A 17,856-nucleotide genomic window follows, 5' to 3' on the forward strand; every position below is an offset into this window, starting at 1 on the left:
TGACATTATATGACTGGATAGAACTCGACCTGCCTGCCTGTTTAGACCCCAAACATTCACTTCGTTCAGATTAATCTGGGTATAATACTGCAAGTGCTGATTCTTTGGCGTGTACCGTTGGCGATGACTGGAAATCTTGCAGTGCCTGCCACAAACCAGCACCTTTCCAACCACCACTACTGCGCCCGTATAACACCGCATTCAGCGCATCAATCTCAGCCTGTAAACGCGGGGATGCCTGCGCACGCAATGTCGTCAGCACGGCGGGGCGGATATTCAAACCCACATCAATCCATTGCAACAAAGCTGCGTGGGTCGCTTGCGGTTGATTGTGTTGACACGCCTGTTCCAAGCGTTTCCACACTGCCTTAACGCCTGGTTTATTGGAAACCTGCTCCCCCCCGCTACGGAAAGACCACCAGCGCCACCCTAACCAAGCAAGGGATACCATACTCCACACAAACAATAACGCTGCTGCGAACCGACGCCATGAAAACCATGACGTCTCAGTTATCACCTTATCCGACACCAAGGTGGGGTTAGATGGAGAAGGCGCGATGGCCTGAGACTGACTAGGTGTAGACATTGTGCCTGCGGGGGCAACCTGACCACCTGTCACCACCATTTTCACCGGCTCAACCCGTGCGGTTTCCTGCTGGCTCGTACTGGTATTCCACCAATCCACCGTCACACCCGGAAACGAATACTCGCCATTGTAAGGTGCAACGACCACCCATTTTTCCTGACGCACTCCAACGACACCATTTTTGCCAGCATCATTACGTAATTCTGGCTGGTCGGTATAGGCTTTGATGCCGTTAGGCACGGCTATTTCCAACTTAGGTAACTGCTCGGCAGCCAAACCATCTGCAACAATAGCTAAGGTCAGCGTCACAGGTTCACCCGCTTTCAGTTTGTCTGCGGGGATTTGCCAGTGAGCATTCAACGTGAGGCTATTCGCGGGCAACCATTGCTTGCCAGTGTAATTCGCAGGTTGTTCCTGAATGTGAAGCGTCAATGGTTCAGAAAAACGGCGAATGCGCTTGCCACTCAGACCAAACGGATCAAAATTGCTACTCGCAGCGCCCGGTTCGGCAAGCACGCCTTCAAAGGTAGTACGCCCCAGCGTCAAGCTGCCACTTTGCTGCGGGATCAACGCATAACGGCGTTCAATCACTTGATAGTTACGCCCGTTACGCAGCATCGTGGTATTGCGTGTATTACCAACTTGCTGGATGTTACCTTTACCACTGTCAATCGGTGGATGACTCAAACTGGCCTGTGACTCCAGTGGTGTGATGTGAAACATACGTTGGGTAATGATGGTTTGCTGCTGCACAAACGGCTGTTGCGGCTCGGCGGTGAGTTCAATGAAAATATCGGGTGTACCGCCAGCAGCAGGCTGAGGTTGTTCCGTGACTTGCAAATCCAGTGCCTGGCTTTGATCACTCCCAAATGCAATGGCAGGAATCGGCAATGTCCCTGTTTTACGCGGGTATAAACGCAATTCCCATTGCGTATTGACCGTACTAACGCCATTAATGACCGTGAAACTGTTGCTTTGCGAACGCCCGCGTATCTCAAAATCCTGTTGCAAGGGGGAAAAATCGGGTTCGCCTGAGACCATGCCGTCCACCGTGAATGTGAGGACGACGGGATCACCCAAAGCCACGGGGTTACGATCAAGCTGAGCAACAATAGTAGCCGCATTGATACTCAGTGACAAACACCACAACATCGCAAACAATAACCACCTTACCATTCATCACCTCGCGTTTGTGCACCCCGTTGTTGATATTGGTACTGAAATTTACGTCGCCACAAGCCAGAGGGATCGTCAGGAATACGCCGTAACCATTGTTCCGTCGCCTGTTCTTGCTCACGCTGTTGCGGATCTTCTTTGCTTTCCGCTTCGTCTTGCTTTGCCTTATCGGCTTGCTCTGGCGCGTCTTGTTGCTGTTCCTGTTGCTTGGCTTGTTCCTCAGCCGCCTTAGCTGCATCTGCTTGTGGTTGCTGTTCCTCAGCAGCCGATTGCTGCTGTTGTTCTTGACCTTGCTGGCCTTGCTGACCTTGTTGCTGTTGTGCGTCTGCACCAGACTGTTGCTGATTTTGCTGCTGGTTTTGTTCAGGCTGTTGCTGGGGGTCGCTTTGCCCCTGTTGCTGTTGTTTTAACGCATCCTCAAGGATTTTTAGGTTATGTTGCGCATCAGCATGATTCGGATTAGCCGCCAACACTTGCTGATAAGCCGCTATCGCCTCTTGAAATTTACCTGCCTTGGCTTGAGCATTACCGTAATTGTATTGTGCATCAAGGCTATTTTGCGTGGCATACAGTTGCGCTGCTGTGGCGTAATCCTTATTTTTGTAGGCAGCAGCACCTTTCCAATCAGGATTTTGAAATAAACCAGCAGCACGTTCTAACTCACCATTCTCCAGCGCGGCTTGTGCTTGTTGGTCTGGTGTTTGCCACAATTCATCCCAACTAAAAGCGTAGACGGGTTGCTGTTGTGGCAATAAAACGCAGACCACGACAACCCCCAACCAACCACGCCGAAATGCTAACGCCACAACAGGCAACAGCAACAATACCAGCCAGTACCCCTCATTGACCCAAGTATCGGTCTGCAAACCTTTGGCTTGGGTCAACATACCCTTATCAATGGTCTGCCAACGTTGGCTCAACGCACTCACATCAGCATCACCCAAGGCTGCTTTAACGAATATACCGCCTCCGGCATCAGCAATCCGTTCCAAATCATCCAGATTGACCTTAGCAATTACCGTTTTGCCAAAACTATCGAGCAGGAAACCACCTTTAGCACGGGCAATCGGCGCTCCCTCTGCTGTACCTAACGACAATACCGATACCCGGTAGCCCAAACCTCGCACTTCTTCAGCGGCGGAAAGCGCGGCTTGCGTATCCGATACTCCATCAGTAATCAGTAAAATATTGCCCTGCTTCATCCCCGACTGTTGCAATAATTCGACTGAACGTTGAATCGCAGGTGTTAATAAACTACCGGGCGCTGGCATGATCTCTGGCGAAAGGTTTTTGACCTGCTCCTCAATCGTATCAATATCATCCGTTAGCGGTGTAACGGTAAAGGCATCCCCTGCAAACACCACCAATCCATTTTGTGCATCGTTGCGGGAATTGAGAATATCCAGCAGTTTAAAACGCGCCAAGGTAATCCGGTTGGGTTTTTCATCTTCAGCATACATAGAAGCAGAAAAATCCATTGCCACCACCAAGGCTTGTTGATTGCGAAACACCGGAACTTCCCGCTTATCCCACGCAGGGCCTGCCATGGCTAAAATGCCGACCAGTAACACCAACGAGAGCCAGACCAATGTACCCCACCCCAAACTACCTGCTGAACCACTCAATACAAACGGCATCAATTGCTTATCAACAAGCCGCTCCCAGCCCCCTTGCTGGCGAGCATGAAACCACTTTATGCCCCAAACAAACGGAATGACGCCTAACAACCATAACCATTCCGGGTGCAGAAAATGCAGATCGTTCAATACCATGCCATTACCCCCGTCTCATCCGCAACGTGACTGCCAACAGCATAAATAACAACGCTGCCAACAATGGCCAACGGAATAATTCTTGCTGCGGACGCCATTGTTGCGCTTCTTTTTCTACAGGTTCTAACCGATCAAGTTCCTCATAGATTTTGTGGAACTCTTCAGTATCGCGGGCGCGGAAATACATCCCTCCTGTACTGGAGGCAATCGCTTTCAAGGTGCGCTCATCCAAATCCGCTGAAGGATTCATTAATTGAAAACCGAACACACTGCGCATCTGATCACTTTCCGAACCGATTCCCACCGTATAAATTTTCAAACCAACCGCTGCTGCCATTTCAGCCGCTTCCAAAGGGCTAACACTACCCGCCGTATTCGCGCCATCCGTCATCAAAATTAACACCCGATTTTTTTCCGGGCTATCTTGTAAGCGCTTGAGCGCAAGGCCGATCGCATCGCCAATCGCGGTACGTTCACCTGCCAAACCGATTTGCGCTTCGTTCAACAATTGCAATACAGTCTGACGATCAAAGGTTAACGGTGCTTGTAAATACGCTTGGTCACCGAATAACACCATACCGATACGATCCCCGGTACGCTTGCGGACAAACTCACCTGCCACGGCTTTGGTCGCCACCAGTCGGTCAACCACCTGTCCGTTAAGGATAAAATCTTGTTCTTGCATACTGCCGGATAAGTCCACCGCTAACATCAGATCCCGTCCTGACACTGGCATAGCCAAACTATCACCAACCCATACCGGACGTGCAGCCGCCGCTACCAACATGACCCAAGCCACACTTGCCAGCAATAAGGCCAGCAATCCAAACCACGAACGCCCCAATACCTTGCCACCTTGCTGAAAATTCTCCAAAAATGGAACTTTCAACGCAACTCCTTGTTTGGGTTCAGCAGGCTTTAACCACCAACGTACCAACAGGGGCAAAGGTAACAACAAAAACATCCACCACCAGAGAAACTCATACATGCTGTTTCCCTCGTTGCAACTTGATCCACTCACGAATGGCTTGCAACACCGCCTTCGTTTCGGCTTGTGTTTCGGGGCGATACGGCACTTCTGTCAACAAATGTGCCAACTTGCCACTGAATAGCGGTTTGCCCGCTTTTTCATCTAAAAACTTGACCCAAGCTGCGCCTGTCAAACCAGAAACCCTTTGTCGCCCGTATTCGCTAATCGCCACACGACGCAATAGCACCGACAATTCACGCAACAACTCTTTCGTATTAGCCCCGTATTGACCTTGTAAACGCTCCAACTCCAACAAAGCTGTTTCCAAACGCTGTTCGGTGCGTTTTTGCTGCTGCCAACGCCAGAACAACCACACAATGACAAACAGCATCAAACCAGCCATGAACCACCATCCTATTGCTGGCGGCCACCAACTAACGGGTTCAGGCAGGTGAATATCGCGTAACGGTAATTCATCCGGGTTCATCGCAACCCCCGTGATACTTTCAGCAAACGCTCATTATCGCTATCAGCAGTGGATAATTGTACTAACGGAATACGGTAGCTACGGCTGAATTCCTGCAATGTTTTAGCGGATTGAGCGACCCGATTGAGGTAACGTTCGCGCCAAAGCCGCAGCCCCAAATTCAGTAACACATGACGTTTGCCATCGGTCAAACGCAGACTCCCCGTCTTGGGCAGGTGTTCCTCAAATGGGTCATGAATCGCGATCAATGTCAGTTGGGAATGTTGCGCGATCATCGCCAGTTGCCGCAAAGCACTAGGAGTCACTTGCCGAAAATCGCTCAGAATAAAAAGCTGACTACCGGGTTGTGTCACCCGTCGTAACCGTGTCCAACTGGCTTGCAAATCGCTTTGGCTACGCTCAGTCGAAGCGAGGGTCATATCGCTCAACTGGCGCAACAGGTGCAAAGCAGCGGAACGACTACGCGATGGCTTAAATTCGGCATGTTGACCATTTTGCAAAATCCCACCAATGCGGTCACCGTCATCAAGGGTTTTCCACAACAGTAATGCCGCAATTTGTGCTGCCAACACGGATTTAAAACGCCCACGGGTAGCAAAAAACATCGACGGACGTAAATCCACCCACAATAACACCGGCTTTTCACGTTCTTCCTCAAACACTTTGGTATGCACACGCCCACTACGTGCCGTTACCCGCCAGTCAATGGTACGAATATCATCACCGGGCTGGTACATCCGTGATTCCGCAAAGTCCATGCCCCGACCTTTGTGGACTGAACGGTGTAACCCTGCATGACGCGAACGAATGTGTTTTTTCGCCAAATGCAGCGTCCTTACCTGCCCTTGCAAACGCAATAGGGATTGCAAGGAGCTAAACACAATACCCTCACCTGCCTGATTGTGGGTACGTTCAACCGCTGCCTGTGCCATCAGGGTACTGCCACCAATGCGAGTAATTCATCAATAATGTGATTAGCTGTCATGCCATCGGCTTCCGCCTCAAACGTTAGCAGCAAACGGTGGCGTAAGACGTCATGTGCCACCGCCTGTACATCTTCCGGGCTGACAAAATCACGCCCCGCCAACCACGCATGAGCGCGGGCGCAACGATCCAAGGAAAGCGTTGCTCGCGGGCTACCGCCATAAGCAATGCTACCCGCTAAGGATTTGCCGTAACGTTCAGGGTTGCGGGTAGCCAGTACCAGTTGTAACAGATACGTTTCCACTTTATCGGTCATGTAAATATTCAGCACATCCTGACGTGCCATTGCCACATCTTCGCGGCTAACCAAGGGTGCAACCGCTTCTTTTTCATGACGGACTTGTTGCATGGCTTCTTTACGCCCCAAATGCAGGATGACTTTTTCCTCTGCCGGGGTGGGGTAATCCACGATAACGTGCATCAGGAAACGGTCAAGTTGCGCCTCTGGCAAATGGTAGGTGCCTTCTTGCTCAATGGGGTTCTGGGTTGCCATAACCAAGAACGGCTCCGGCAATTTCCATGTCGTACCCGCGACCGTGATCTGACGTTCTGCCATCGCTTCCAATAAAGCGGATTGCACTTTTGCCGGGGCACGGTTGATTTCATCCGCAAGAATCAGGTTATGGAACAATGGGCCTTTTTGAAAGTGGAATGAGCCATCATTCGGGTGAAAAACTTCCGTACCAGTAATATCCGCTGGCAACAAATCGGGGGTGAACTGGACGCGGTGAAAATCCCCTTCGATACCCTGCCCTAACATCTGGATAGCACGGGTTTTCGCCAAACCCGGTGCACCCTCTACCAACAAATGCCCATCTGCCAATAAGGCAATCATGAGACGATTGATCAGGGATTTTTGCCCAATGATTTTGCTTTGCAAATACTGGGACAACTTGTCAAAGTTTTCTTTTTGGTTCATGTTCGCAGGTCATTATGTGGGTGTAGGGCGGAATATACGCGCCCCGTTCCCGTGGTTTCAAGTTAATCATCGTTAATTCAAGTGTGAAGATTATGACCATCCAGACTCAAATTGAACAGAAAATCCAACAAGCTATGCAGCCTGACTTTCTCGAAGTCCTCAATGAAAGCCATATGCACAACGTACCACCCGGTTCCGAATCGCACTTCAAAGTGACTGTTGTGAGCGCACAGTTCAACGGAAAAATGCTGATTGCACGCCATCGACAGATTAATGGCATTTTAGCAGAAGAGCTGAATGGCAAAATTCACGCTTTGGCACTGCATACGCTGACACCGGAGGAACATTTTGCCAAAGGTGGGAAAGTGGCAGAATCGCCGTTGTGTATGGGGGGCGGCAAGGCATAAAAAAAGCAGGGTTGTTGGCTCAGGACAACCCCGCTGGGAGATGCTGCCCTATTTGGAGGAGTCTGGGCAGCAATGCGAAAACGTTTGCGTTATCTATTATCTTTCAATCTACATAGCCATTTGATGCGCCATGCTGGGTCTTAGTTCCCTTGCGGGGAACATTCTGGCAATTAAACTGGCGGTTTCGCCCATCTGGTAAGATTTACGCGGCAGTTCATGGCCTTCCATTAAGCTGTCGAGCGTAATGTCTTCCATGAAGCGGTAAAACTGACCGCTCAGGTCTGACCACATTTGTTGCACTAAATGCTGATCACGCCCGGCAGAACCTTGCAAGGCATTCATCTCGACAACCGCATCGTCCTCAGCAGCTTGGACAATTTCTGCCAAGGTAATTTCATCAGCATGGCGGCTTAACCGGTAACCACCGCCGGGGCCGCGAATGCCTTCAACTAAGCCTTCGTGACGTAATCGGGCGAATATCTGTTCCAGATAAGACAACGAAATTCCTTGCTGTGCTGCCAGATCACCCAAGCGCACTGCACCCTCGTCATCGTGGATAGCCAATGCCAGCATCGCCATAATGGCATGTTGACCTTGTGTGGATAGTTTCATGTCTGTCTCCTAATGAGTTCTTGTCATTCATCTCTGACAAGCACTATACGAGAACCAAACATTAAGAAAAAGTCGAATTTTTTATTAAAAAACATCGAAATAATCGAACTTTTTTGTTGAAAACATTACAATTATTTAACCTTTTCGTAACATATCCAAATTTCGCTGAGCATCTGCATTGCCTTTATTCGCAGCATCGCTAAATAACTTTTCAGCTTTTTTGCGATCTTGCTTCACACCTTTGCCCAATACAAACAAAACGCCTAAGTTGTTTTGTGCTTCAGTGAAGCCTGCTTTCGCAGCCTTGTCGTACCAGTAAGCCGCTTGGTTATCATTTTGGTTAACGCCACGTCCATCTTCATACAATAAGCCGAGGTTGTACTGCGCTTTGGGATAGCCTTGCTTCGCTGCTTGCTCATACCAATAAGCCGCTTCCCGTAAATCAGAAGGGAGACCACCAAGGCCATCTTCATACATTGTACCCAACATCAGTTGCGCTTGCTTATCGCCTGAATCTGCTGACTGACGTAATACCTCAGGTTCGATACCCGTTAAATCCAAGCTTCCCGCAGCACCTGCGTCCTGATCCTCTTGTTGCGCCATCATGGGGCGGGAAACAGGTGTCGCCACTGGCTCCGGACGACTGGCTGGGTTGATAATAGGGATTACAGGAACAGAACTTGCGGCAACTGTAGGGGTACTAACAGGCTGCTGCAAAGCTGCAATAGACTGAATATCAGCAGGTTGTGGTGGGGATTCAGTCTGAAGGTTGGTTGATGCAGCTACTGCCTGTGCTGGTGCACCACTATCCAAGGAAAGCAGTGCTAAACGAGCAGCCACATGGCCTTGTGCCGCAGCTTTCTCAAACCAGTGGCGTGCCTGATGATTATCAGCGGGGACATATTGCCCATTCGCATACAATAAGCCTAAACCATATTGGGCTTCCATATACCCTGCTTGCGCCGCACGTTGTTGCCAATCCAAAGACTTTTTGAGATCGGCTTGTGGATTTTCATCATTACGGTACAACATCGCTAACTTGTATTGCGCTTTAGCATCACCCCTCTCGGCAGACGCCTGTAACGCCGCCAAATCCGCATCCACGCTAGTCTCTGTTTTGCGGCGATTGCGATACCAATTTTCCACGCTAGAACCTTGGCGAGATATTACCGCAGGCTGTGTCGCCACTACTTGAGGTTCTGTATTAGCATTCCACGGTGGCGGAGCTTCACTCATGTTAACCGGCTGTGCGGGTGCAATTTGCGGGTTAGCAGTAACAGAAAGTGGCAATATGGCACTCGCCATCATCCCCAATAACAAAACTTTTATTATTTTCATGACCGCCCCGATACTCAATAAAGAATTTATGATTATCAATATAATAACTAACGGTTATTTTGCAGACCATCACCCTAACCCCAGATGAACATTCTTTTTTAGCAAAATGTTAGCCTTTAAAGATGCTGGCAAGTTCACCTATCGAAAAATTTTTATAAAAGTGCTAAAAAATTGATGGCATGTAAACCATTCATTACTTGCATTGTGTTAATCTCCCGTTAGTTCGTTGATTGGGCATAAAACATACAACGAATAGGGCTTGCCGCTCCGGGCTAACCGGTGCGCTGCTTTTTTGTGTTCCATAATTTGGGGATAAATCATGCATCAGATGACATCGCGTTTTGCGACTTTTGCCGCCACTACTCTGCTGGCTTCCAGTCTTGTTTTGCTATCTGCTTGCGGCGGCGGTAGTAATTCGATAACTGCCACTGACACCAGCGTTAAAACCGGGGTTTTCATCGACGCCCCCGTGAAAGGGCTGGCTTACAAAACGCCCACACAAAGCGGCGTCACCAATGAGAAGGGCGAATTCAAGTTCATCGCTGGTGAAACCGTTACCTTTATCATCGACGGTGTTGAAATCGGCTCAACCCAAGCACAAACGAGAGTATTGGTCACTGCGATTTCACAGGGAAATATACATATCGCACAGCTTCTGCAAACCCTCGACACGGATGTGAATCCTGATCTGATTGATGTATCCAAAATCAAACTGGATACATCCGTCAAAAATGATCTGACCGCGCTGATTGCGAATGGCGGTGAATGCCGCAATATCAAGTGCATCGAAACGATCTTGAATGCGCCGACATTGACCACAATCCAGACGAATAGCCAAGTTGCATTGGTTCATCAGAGTGTCGTCAGCGAAGACGCTGCAAGCCACCACGTTTACCAGTCAGCAGGCTCCATCCCTTGGCAAAGCAGCGACGTATCCGGCAAAGTCTTTACTACGGTAAAGGGTGGATATACCGAACTTGCCGTTGTTAAAACGGATGGAACCTTCTCAATTTATTCCGAAGATAGATCAGTTCCTTATAACAACGTTATCATTGCTCCTGGCGTCACTGCTCCTATCATATCTAGTCCCATTCCTAGCACCACGACTGGTAATACCTCCAGCACCTTTAGTGATTCTGAACCTGAATCCATGGGCGGTACTTGGCAATTGAATAACGGTGAACTGTTATTCACATTCACAGCAGGTGAGAGTTCCCAATACAAACTCCACAAACTCAGTCAGGATGACAATACCCTTGACTTCATGGCTGAAAATACCGACGGCTCCGGTGAAGCCAGCTTAGTTCAATGGCATCCAGCCAAACCGTTGACCCTCGCGGCACTGGAAGGCAAGCACTTTGCTGATGACACCAGTGATGAAACAGAATGCAGCGCCCGTACTTTCACATTCGCCCACTCTAATTTGATCATCAGGGAGAGGTGTGGTGGTGAGTTTTCCGAGTACACCCTGTCAGCTTCTGAGACTCCCGGCGTCAGCAACCTGATTCAGGCAACCTTTGGTACGACGAAGACTCTCTACTTCGCACTGGCTGGCGGAGATATAAACAGCACCTTCAAAGGTGTTTTCGCGCAACTGGAAAATGGCGTAATTGATGATGTTGAAACCAGCACATGGACAGGGGTCAGTACACCGCTGCAACCCTGATTTTTAGCTTACAACGTCTAAGCAAATAATACGGGGCAGGTAATCACTACCTGTCGCCGTTATCACATTCTTGTTTCAAGACCTACCAGTAAATCATACAATCTGTTGCTTCAAACGTAGATTGATATAAATTTTATGAACGATGAATACCTACTCCGCTACAGTCGCCAAATTCTGTTACCCGACGTTGACATCAGCGGGCAAGAACGCCTGTTAGCCTCAAAAGCGCTCATCATCGGCATGGGGGGCTTAGGTGCACCGGTTACACTTTACCTCGCCGCCGCTGGTGTCGGGCAACTCACCTTGGTCGATTTCGATACGGTGGATTTAAGCAATTTACAACGCCAAGTCATCCACACCACCACGACTATCGGACAACCCAAGGTGGAATCTGCTGCGCAAACTGCCAGGGCTTTAAACCCGACCATTCAAATACACACCATTCAACAAAAACTTGAATACACTGAACTGCTTAGTACGGTTACTTCACACGACGTCGTTGTGGATTGTAGCGATAACTTCCCTACCCGCTTTCAACTCAACGTAGCCTGTAAAACTGCCGGAAAACCCTTGATTTCAGGAGCTGTGATTCGTATGGAAGGTCAAATAACCACTTTTGACTTTCGCCAACCCAGTGTCGCTTGCTACCGCTGCCTGTACAGCGAAGACGGTGACAATGAAGATACCTGTAGCACGACCGGCATTCTTGCACCCGTCGCAGGCATTATCGGTAGTATGCAAGCTACCGAAACCCTCAAAGCATTGCTCCAGATGCCAACGCTGCATGGACGGCTCTTACTGCTGGACGCGAAATACATGCAATGGCGCGAAATGCACCTAAAACAGGATCCAACCTGCCCTGTTTGTCAGGTTCACTAAACAGCAACCTTGCTATTCATACCGAAAATGTTCGGTATTATCTGAAAGCGATAGCTCAATAGATGCTCTACACTTAAGGTCGCAAAATGAACCAGAAGGGTATCTTTATCGTCTAATAAACGGTTTTTTAAATAACTGGAGGTATTTATGAGTTTTGTCAGTGAATTCAAAGAGTTCGCCATGAAGGGTAATGTTGTGGATCTCGCCGTCGGTGTCATCATTGGTGCAGCCTTTGGAAAAATCGTCTCATCATTCGTGGATGGTATCGTGATGCCACTACTGGGCTTGCTCGTAGGCGGGGTCGATTTTAGTAAAATGGGGATCATGCTAAAAGCAGGGGATCCAAACGCTGTACCTCCTATACCTGATCTAGTATTGGCTTACGGCGCATTCATTCAAACCATTTTCGATTTTACCATTGTGGCACTGGCCATTTTCATTGCCATCAAAGCCATGAACAAGCTTAAGCGTAAAGAAGAAACAGCACCTGAAGCACCTGCTGCACCGTCAAACCAAGAAGTATTACTTGGTGAAATCCGCGACTTGTTGAAACAAAAGTAAGTTGCTCCCTATTAACGATAGGGGCATGTATCCCATGCCTCTATATGCATCTCGCATCATCAATACCCCGCCAGCCTTGCTGCTAAGGCTATATCAGTTAATTTTTAACACCAACCATATCCCCATGCATAGACAAGCAAGCAGAAATATCAGCAATTGCAGTTGGGCAAGACGTTTGACTGACAACCCCATCCCGTTAGTAAACTCGTAAATACTGTTCACTGTCGGAATATGCTCTACCAGCGAAGCTAGTGCCCTCCCCAACAGAATGGCACACAATACTGATCCTAAAAAAGCCACAATGGCAAGCACCATGAACATCCGGGACATGCCTGCCATATTACCGGTTTGCAGGATTGCCAGACAGCCGCCACCTAATACGGTATTTAGCCCGATTAGCCAACGACTCCAGTCTTTCAAAGCATTGACTGCATCCATTTGTACTGATTTATCCATCACACTTCTCTCGACATTGGTTGTTTAGATATTAGTACAATACGTCGGATAATTTTGAAGTGAATCAACCACAATAACGGACGCATGTATCCATCCCATGCCTCGACTTTAATATTCCAAGTGCAAACCCTCATGATCAATACGTAGAAAACTGAGCTTGTCTTCGTGCCAGTCACCCAATACAAAACGTTGCGCTGTAGCATCCGCCAACTTGACATCATGGATAGCTGGGCGGTGCGTATGCCCATGAATCAAACGCAATACCCCGGCTTCACGCAAGGTATCCACCACAGCTTGTTGATTGACATCCAAAATAGTTTCTGACTTGCCCTGCATACTCAGGCGACTTTGCGCCCGCATCGCTTCAGCTTGGCGGATACGCTCTGCTAAGGGTAAAGCCAAAAATTGCTGCTGCCATTGTGGGTTACGAAATAACTGACGGACTTGCTGATAGTCCACATCATCCGTACACAACGTATCACCGTGTAGCAATAACGTCGGTGTACCATACAGGTCAATCAGGTGGCGCTCTGGTAATAAGATACATCCTGTCGCTGCCGCGAATGCTTCACCTACCAAAAAATCACGGTTGCCGTGCTGGAAGTAAAGTTGTACCCCACGTTCACGCAATTGCCGCAAACGCGCCACTACCGGCTGCAACCGAACAGTATATTCCGTCTGTAAAGCATCATCACCTACCCAATATTCAAATAAATCCCCCAAAATATATAAAGCTTCTGTGTGTTCCTCAAGCTGTGCCAACCACTCCAGCAACAACTGAATAGTGCCGGGTCGAGACGCATCTAAGTGTAAATCTGCAATAAACCAGCTTGACATAGCTATCACTTATCCTAAAAACCATTATTATCGTCGCAAAATAACAAACAACGTCACGAGAACATTGACCTGCCGCAAAGAGTCTAATAAGTTATCTTAACCTTAACTACCCCTTAAACCGACATGACATATTGTATTGGCATTTCTCTCGATGCTGGGCTTGTATTAACCTCTGATTCTCGCACGAATGCAGGTATTGATCATGTCAGCACTTACAGCAAGATGCACCGTTGCATCACCACGCCCGACCGTTGTTTAGTGATTATGAGTGCAGGGAACCTCGCAACTACCCAAGGCGTGATTCAACAAATTCGCCGTGATGTCCAAGAAGGTGCACCACGCAATATCAATACGCTGAATTACCTAGCCGATGTTGCTGAATACCTAGGGGATGTATTGGTCACTCGCATCCGTAAACATACGGAGCAAACCGGCTTTGTACCCGATGCCACCCTGATCTTGGGAGGGCAGATTCAAGGGCGCAACCCCAACATTTACATGATCTACCCGCAAGGTAACTACATTACCTCATCGGATGACACGCCCTATTTGCAAATTGGCGAAAGCAAATACGGCAAACCCGTGCTGGATCGCTTCATCACCCGTGATGCCTCTTTGGAAGATGCTGCTATCTGCTCGTTGATTTCGATGGACTCCACCATGAAAAGCAATGCCAGTGTGGGGCCCCCCATTGAAGTGCTGATTTACCCACGCGATCAATTTAATAAGCCAAAACACTACAAGTTTGAAGCTGAAGACCCGTATTTGCTCGAAATTCGCCACGAATGGGCCAATCAGTTAAACCGTGCATTTCGCTCAATGCCTAGGCTAGAAAGCCATGCACAACCTGATAGCAACCTACATACCTTCTGAACCTGTCACCAACTGGTGAATAAACCGTAACTTGACAATCACCTGCCGTGATAAGGTGAAGGGGTAAGCGTCTGCTTGCCCCATGCTGCGGTTCAGTGCATTCATCATACGGGTAAGTTGTCGCCATTCCTGCATCAACAGATGAAAGCCACTAGAGTCAACTGCATCACGGTGGATCAAACCAAAACCTGTTGCAGTTTCTAACGTATCCATAATGTGCAGGTAATGCGCCCATGTTTCCGCCCAATCCTCCCATGGATGCGCACTCGCATACGCGCTGATATGGCGCTTTTCCCAGTTGGGAACAGGCCCATAAGCATAATAATAATCTAATGCTTGCCGATAGTTTTCCTCTCCCCCAAACAGGTAGCGGAAACGCGGATACCATGCCGAATCCCTAACCAACGCATCCCAGTAATAATGCCCACTTTCATGGCGCATATGCCCTAGCACCGTTCGGTAACGCTCATTCATTTGTTCTCGCGCCGTCATACGGTGCGCATCATCCGCTTCCACTGCATGTAGCGTAATGACACCACTCTTATGCCCTGTATAAACCAATCTTTTTTTCACCAATGGATTAGTACGCTGATCTTCCAGAAAATCAAACACCAACCCCAGACAAGGATCTTGTTCGCGCCCAACTAATGGCAATCCCAACGCAATAAGGGAATATACCAAGCGCCGTTTAGCACGCTCTAAAACCTTCCAACGCTGGACATTAATTGGAATATTTTGCGCAGGAACGGTACGAGTCAAACGGCAAGAACGGCATTGCTTGTGACTATCCCCCTGTGTTAGCACCCAATTGCAACCAACAGGGTGATCACGCAACGCACAAGCACGCAAATGAGGCGCACGAAGTAGCACGATCATTTGTAAGGTATCGGGGTTAAAACCTAAAGGGCTACCACAACAGGGACAGTCTTTATCCTCGAAAAAAACTTCTTGCCCGCAAATACAGTGGAAACGCTTCAAGAAAGACCTCCATCGGTGCTATTTTCATACTAGGGTGAAGTATGGGGCAAACATCCTGATTGGCAACATAAAATTTCTCTGTGGTTAGGTCAAGAACGTGTATGATTCAAACATCACCCAGCGAGAGAGTATCCTTATGCCGACCACCACCCGCCGCCAATTCTTACTCGACACCTTGGTGCTGGCTGCCAGCTTTCCCGCTTTCTACTCCCCTCTCACTGCCAAGGCTGATAGTAACGCCCCCATCTCCAGCCGCAACGTGCGCTTTCTGCTGCGGAATGACGCCGATTACGCCAAACATCGTCAGATTTTCAACAAACGCATTACTGCCATGCCTAAAATCATTGCGGTATGTATCAATGAAAAAGGCGTGCAAGAAGCCGTTACCTACGCACAAACAGCCAAGCTCCCCGTTGCGATCAAAAGTGGCGGGCATAGCTTTGAAGGCTTCTCAACCAATGACGGCGGGCTAATGCTGGATTTATCCGGCATGAATAAACCGAAGTACAACAAAACCACGAAACGCCTGACTATCCAACCGGGCGCGAAACTCGGCAAGGTGTATGAATATTTGCATCAATACGGGCGCTTGATCCCTGCCGGTTCGTGTGCAGGGGTTGGCGTCGCAGGGTTGACCTTAGGGGGTGGCTACGGCTTTTTTGCCCGGCAATTGGGGTTAACCTGTGACAGCTTGCAACGAGTACGCATGGTGGATGGTAAGGGCCAGTTACACGATTCCAACAACAACCCCGAATTGTTATGGGGCTGTAAAGGCGGTGGCAATGGCAATTTCGGTATCATTACCGAGCTGGAATTTAATACACACCCAGCCCCAAGTTATTTCAGCAGTTACCGCTACAAGTACCGTAATTTGACACCAAGCAGTGCTACCCAACTCGCAGAACGCTGGTTTGACTGGATGAAAACTTTGCCCAATACTGCCTATTCCTCATGGGTACTGAATGGTAAACATGTCACCGTGATTGTGACAGATACTAGCAATACCGCATCAACATCCCTGAAAACCATTCTTGCCAAACTAAAAGCGGGGGCAACTGAAACCCTGACCCCACGCAAGGATGCTTTCTTACCCGGTATCCAACGTTACAAAGGCGGAGTGGATCCGATGTATTTTAAGAACGTTTCTGCCGGTTATTACCGTGATTTCACGGACATAAAAACGCTGTTACCAACCATTTGTAAGCAAATTGCTGCCGCCAAATTGACCACTATTCTGCAAATTAACACCTTAGGTGGGGCAATTAATAACCCGACATTAGAGGCTACTGCTGCTTACCCGCATCGCGCATTCGGCTATCTGGGTGAATTGCAAACCTACTACGACAAAGCAACACAAACTAACATGGCGGAACACATCGTGCGTGACATCCAAGGAATGTTGACTGCCGGGGGCATCAAAGCGCATTACCGCAATTACCCAGATGTGGAATTACCAAATTGGGAAGCAGCGTATTACGGCAACTCTTACCCCCGTTTACAGGCACTCAAGCGCCAATTCGACCCAGACAACCTGATTCGTCACCCACAAAGCGTCAAACTTTGAGAATGTCTGCCAATTGCCAGATACACGCATCCGCATTGCGCTGCTGAATTTCAAGCCGCAAGCCATTTTCCTGCGCTGCCAGCAACCCTTCCAGCAAACGAATGTGACGCACCCGTAATTTGAGCAATTCCACGCTTTGGGTCATGGGTGACAACAGTTCTTCTGCTTCATTAATATTGTCATACACATGCCGCCGCACTTGTTCGGCATAAGCGATAATACTACCGCAATCGTCGTATTGTGCGGCTACTTTGCTGGTGTGTAATCCATGGCTATCCGCTTCGTCTTCCACACGGGGATCACGCTTGCTGAGTGCGGAAAGTTCGCGGATTTGTTGACGGATGTGTGCAAGCTCATGGCGATTGGTATGGATGGTTTGCTTATTGGCTTCCAATTGCTCCACAAGCTGACGGTAAACACCTAATGCAGAGGTAAGCACCTTATCATTCGAGTCGGCAGGCGGGTTAACCGACTGCTCAGGTGCTAATGCCGATATGTCAGGCTCTACATCAGGCGTGCTGTCTTCCAAACTGCTGGCTTCAGGCATAAGGGTTTCTTCAAGCGGGGGAGTGTAAGTTTCAATGTCATCAGGCATAGGACAATTCCTTGGGTTGCTTATTACACTGATAATGCGGGCTTGTACGTTCGCTGTCTTCTGTTCGTCAAATAAACTCTCGTGATCTTCAGATAACCGGCAAGCTACAAAAAAATCCCCCGCCACGGTGCGTATCCGCTGACGGGGGAAAGTGCTTGGAGTGTGCCAAGAAAAGAATGGTGTACTTAATGTGTGC

At 48.8% G+C, this 17,856-nt stretch carries 18 protein-coding genes; 6 read left to right on the forward strand and 12 right to left on the reverse strand.

The features are described 5' to 3' along the window. Positions 1–70: 70 nt before the first annotated feature. The 6 genes from BLV87_RS04200 to BLV87_RS04225 are packed head-to-tail and all read right to left on the reverse strand — an operon-like array spanning position 71 to position 6,894. The gene (locus tag BLV87_RS04200) at positions 71–1,762 is read right to left on the reverse strand and encodes a BatD family protein (protein ID WP_093065714.1); all 1,692 of its coding nucleotides are present in this window, start codon (positions 1,760–1,762) and stop codon (positions 71–73) included. Continuing rightward, entirely contained in the window at positions 1,756–3,534 is a 1,779-nt protein-coding gene (locus tag BLV87_RS04205) for a VWA domain-containing protein (RefSeq protein WP_245706913.1), read from the reverse strand. The genes BLV87_RS04200 and BLV87_RS04205 overlap by 7 nt, the downstream gene beginning before the upstream one ends. A 4-nt stretch (positions 3,535–3,538) precedes the next feature. Continuing rightward, positions 3,539–4,522, reverse strand: a complete 984-nt coding sequence (locus BLV87_RS04210) for a vWA domain-containing protein (protein WP_093065716.1) — start codon at positions 4,520–4,522, stop codon at positions 3,539–3,541. Further along, a complete protein-coding gene (locus BLV87_RS04215; RefSeq protein WP_093065718.1) occupies positions 4,515–4,991 on the reverse strand; it encodes a DUF4381 domain-containing protein in 477 nt (158 codons plus the stop codon). The genes BLV87_RS04210 and BLV87_RS04215 overlap by 8 nt, the downstream gene beginning before the upstream one ends. After that, a complete protein-coding gene (locus tag BLV87_RS04220) occupies positions 4,988–5,923 on the reverse strand; it encodes a DUF58 domain-containing protein (RefSeq protein WP_093065720.1) in 936 nt (311 codons plus the stop codon). Before BLV87_RS04220 ends, BLV87_RS04215 begins: the two co-directional genes overlap by 4 nt. After that, positions 5,923–6,894, reverse strand: a complete 972-nt coding sequence (locus BLV87_RS04225) for an AAA family ATPase (protein WP_093065722.1) — start codon at positions 6,892–6,894, stop codon at positions 5,923–5,925. Before BLV87_RS04225 ends, BLV87_RS04220 begins: the two co-directional genes overlap by 1 nt. Positions 6,895–6,986: 92 nt before the next feature. Here BLV87_RS04225 and BLV87_RS04230 point away from each other — a divergent pair, with 92 nt between their 5' ends. Then, positions 6,987–7,301 (forward strand): BolA family protein, encoded by a 315-nt coding sequence (locus BLV87_RS04230; RefSeq protein WP_093065724.1) that lies wholly within the window; start codon positions 6,987–6,989, stop codon positions 7,299–7,301. Positions 7,302–7,409: 108 nt separating this feature from the next. Here BLV87_RS04230 and BLV87_RS04235 read toward each other — a convergent pair whose 3' ends face one another. Then, positions 7,410–7,913, reverse strand: coding sequence for an Rrf2 family transcriptional regulator (locus tag BLV87_RS04235; RefSeq protein WP_093065726.1), 504 nt, complete (start codon positions 7,911–7,913; stop codon positions 7,410–7,412). 135 nt (positions 7,914–8,048) lie between these two features. Continuing rightward, positions 8,049–9,251 (reverse strand): SEL1-like repeat protein, encoded by a 1,203-nt coding sequence (locus BLV87_RS04240; protein WP_093065728.1) that lies wholly within the window; start codon positions 9,249–9,251, stop codon positions 8,049–8,051. A gap of 319 nt (positions 9,252–9,570) precedes the next feature. Between BLV87_RS04240 and BLV87_RS04245 the strand changes: the two genes are divergently transcribed. The 3 genes from BLV87_RS04245 (at position 9,571) to mscL (ending at position 12,357) form a co-directional block, all read left to right on the forward strand. Beyond that, positions 9,571–10,917 carry a hypothetical protein gene (locus BLV87_RS04245; protein WP_093065730.1) on the forward strand — a complete coding sequence of 449 codons (1,347 nt, stop codon included), beginning with the start codon at positions 9,571–9,573 and terminating at the stop codon, positions 10,915–10,917. A gap of 135 nt (positions 10,918–11,052) precedes the next feature. Continuing rightward, on the forward strand, positions 11,053–11,796 hold the full coding sequence (locus BLV87_RS04250; protein WP_093065732.1) for a HesA/MoeB/ThiF family protein: 744 nt from the start codon (positions 11,053–11,055) through the stop codon (positions 11,794–11,796). A 147-nt stretch (positions 11,797–11,943) separates the two neighbouring features. Continuing rightward, complete coding sequence (mscL, locus tag BLV87_RS04255) at positions 11,944–12,357, forward strand: large-conductance mechanosensitive channel protein MscL (RefSeq protein ID WP_093065734.1); 414 nt, start codon at positions 11,944–11,946, stop codon at positions 12,355–12,357. A gap of 93 nt (positions 12,358–12,450) precedes the next feature. Here the strand turns inward: mscL and BLV87_RS04260 are convergent, their stop codons facing one another. Beyond that, entirely contained in the window at positions 12,451–12,813 is a 363-nt protein-coding gene (locus tag BLV87_RS04260; protein WP_093065736.1) for a hypothetical protein, read from the reverse strand. A 108-nt stretch (positions 12,814–12,921) separates the two neighbouring features. Continuing rightward, on the reverse strand, positions 12,922–13,650 hold the full coding sequence (locus tag BLV87_RS04265; RefSeq protein WP_093065738.1) for a UDP-2,3-diacylglucosamine diphosphatase: 729 nt from the start codon (positions 13,648–13,650) through the stop codon (positions 12,922–12,924). A 123-nt stretch (positions 13,651–13,773) separates the two neighbouring features. On the opposite strand from BLV87_RS04265, the gene BLV87_RS04270 reads away from it, so the two are divergent. Further along, on the forward strand, positions 13,774–14,523 hold the full coding sequence (locus BLV87_RS04270) for a proteasome-type protease (protein WP_093065740.1): 750 nt from the start codon (positions 13,774–13,776) through the stop codon (positions 14,521–14,523). Here BLV87_RS04270 and BLV87_RS04275 read toward each other — a convergent pair. Continuing rightward, positions 14,509–15,501, reverse strand: a complete 993-nt coding sequence (locus BLV87_RS04275) for a zinc-binding metallopeptidase family protein (protein WP_093065742.1) — start codon at positions 15,499–15,501, stop codon at positions 14,509–14,511. The two genes, BLV87_RS04270 and BLV87_RS04275, sit on opposite strands and share 15 nt — an antisense overlap. 136 nt (positions 15,502–15,637) lie before the next feature. Here BLV87_RS04275 and BLV87_RS04280 point away from each other — a divergent pair, with 136 nt between their 5' ends. Next, the gene (locus BLV87_RS04280) at positions 15,638–17,065 is read left to right on the forward strand and encodes an FAD-binding oxidoreductase (protein WP_245706914.1); all 1,428 of its coding nucleotides are present in this window, start codon (positions 15,638–15,640) and stop codon (positions 17,063–17,065) included. On the opposite strand, the gene BLV87_RS04285 is transcribed toward BLV87_RS04280, so the two are convergent. After that, positions 17,055–17,660: a hypothetical protein gene (locus tag BLV87_RS04285; protein ID WP_093065744.1), complete on the reverse strand. Its 606-nt coding sequence runs from the start codon at positions 17,658–17,660 to the stop codon at positions 17,055–17,057. The two genes, BLV87_RS04280 and BLV87_RS04285, sit on opposite strands and share 11 nt — an antisense overlap. Between the last annotated feature and the right edge of the window lie 196 nt (positions 17,661–17,856).

The sequence above is a fragment of the Thiothrix caldifontis genome (assembly GCF_900107695.1).
Classification (GTDB): domain Bacteria; phylum Pseudomonadota; class Gammaproteobacteria; order Thiotrichales; family Thiotrichaceae; genus Thiothrix; species Thiothrix caldifontis.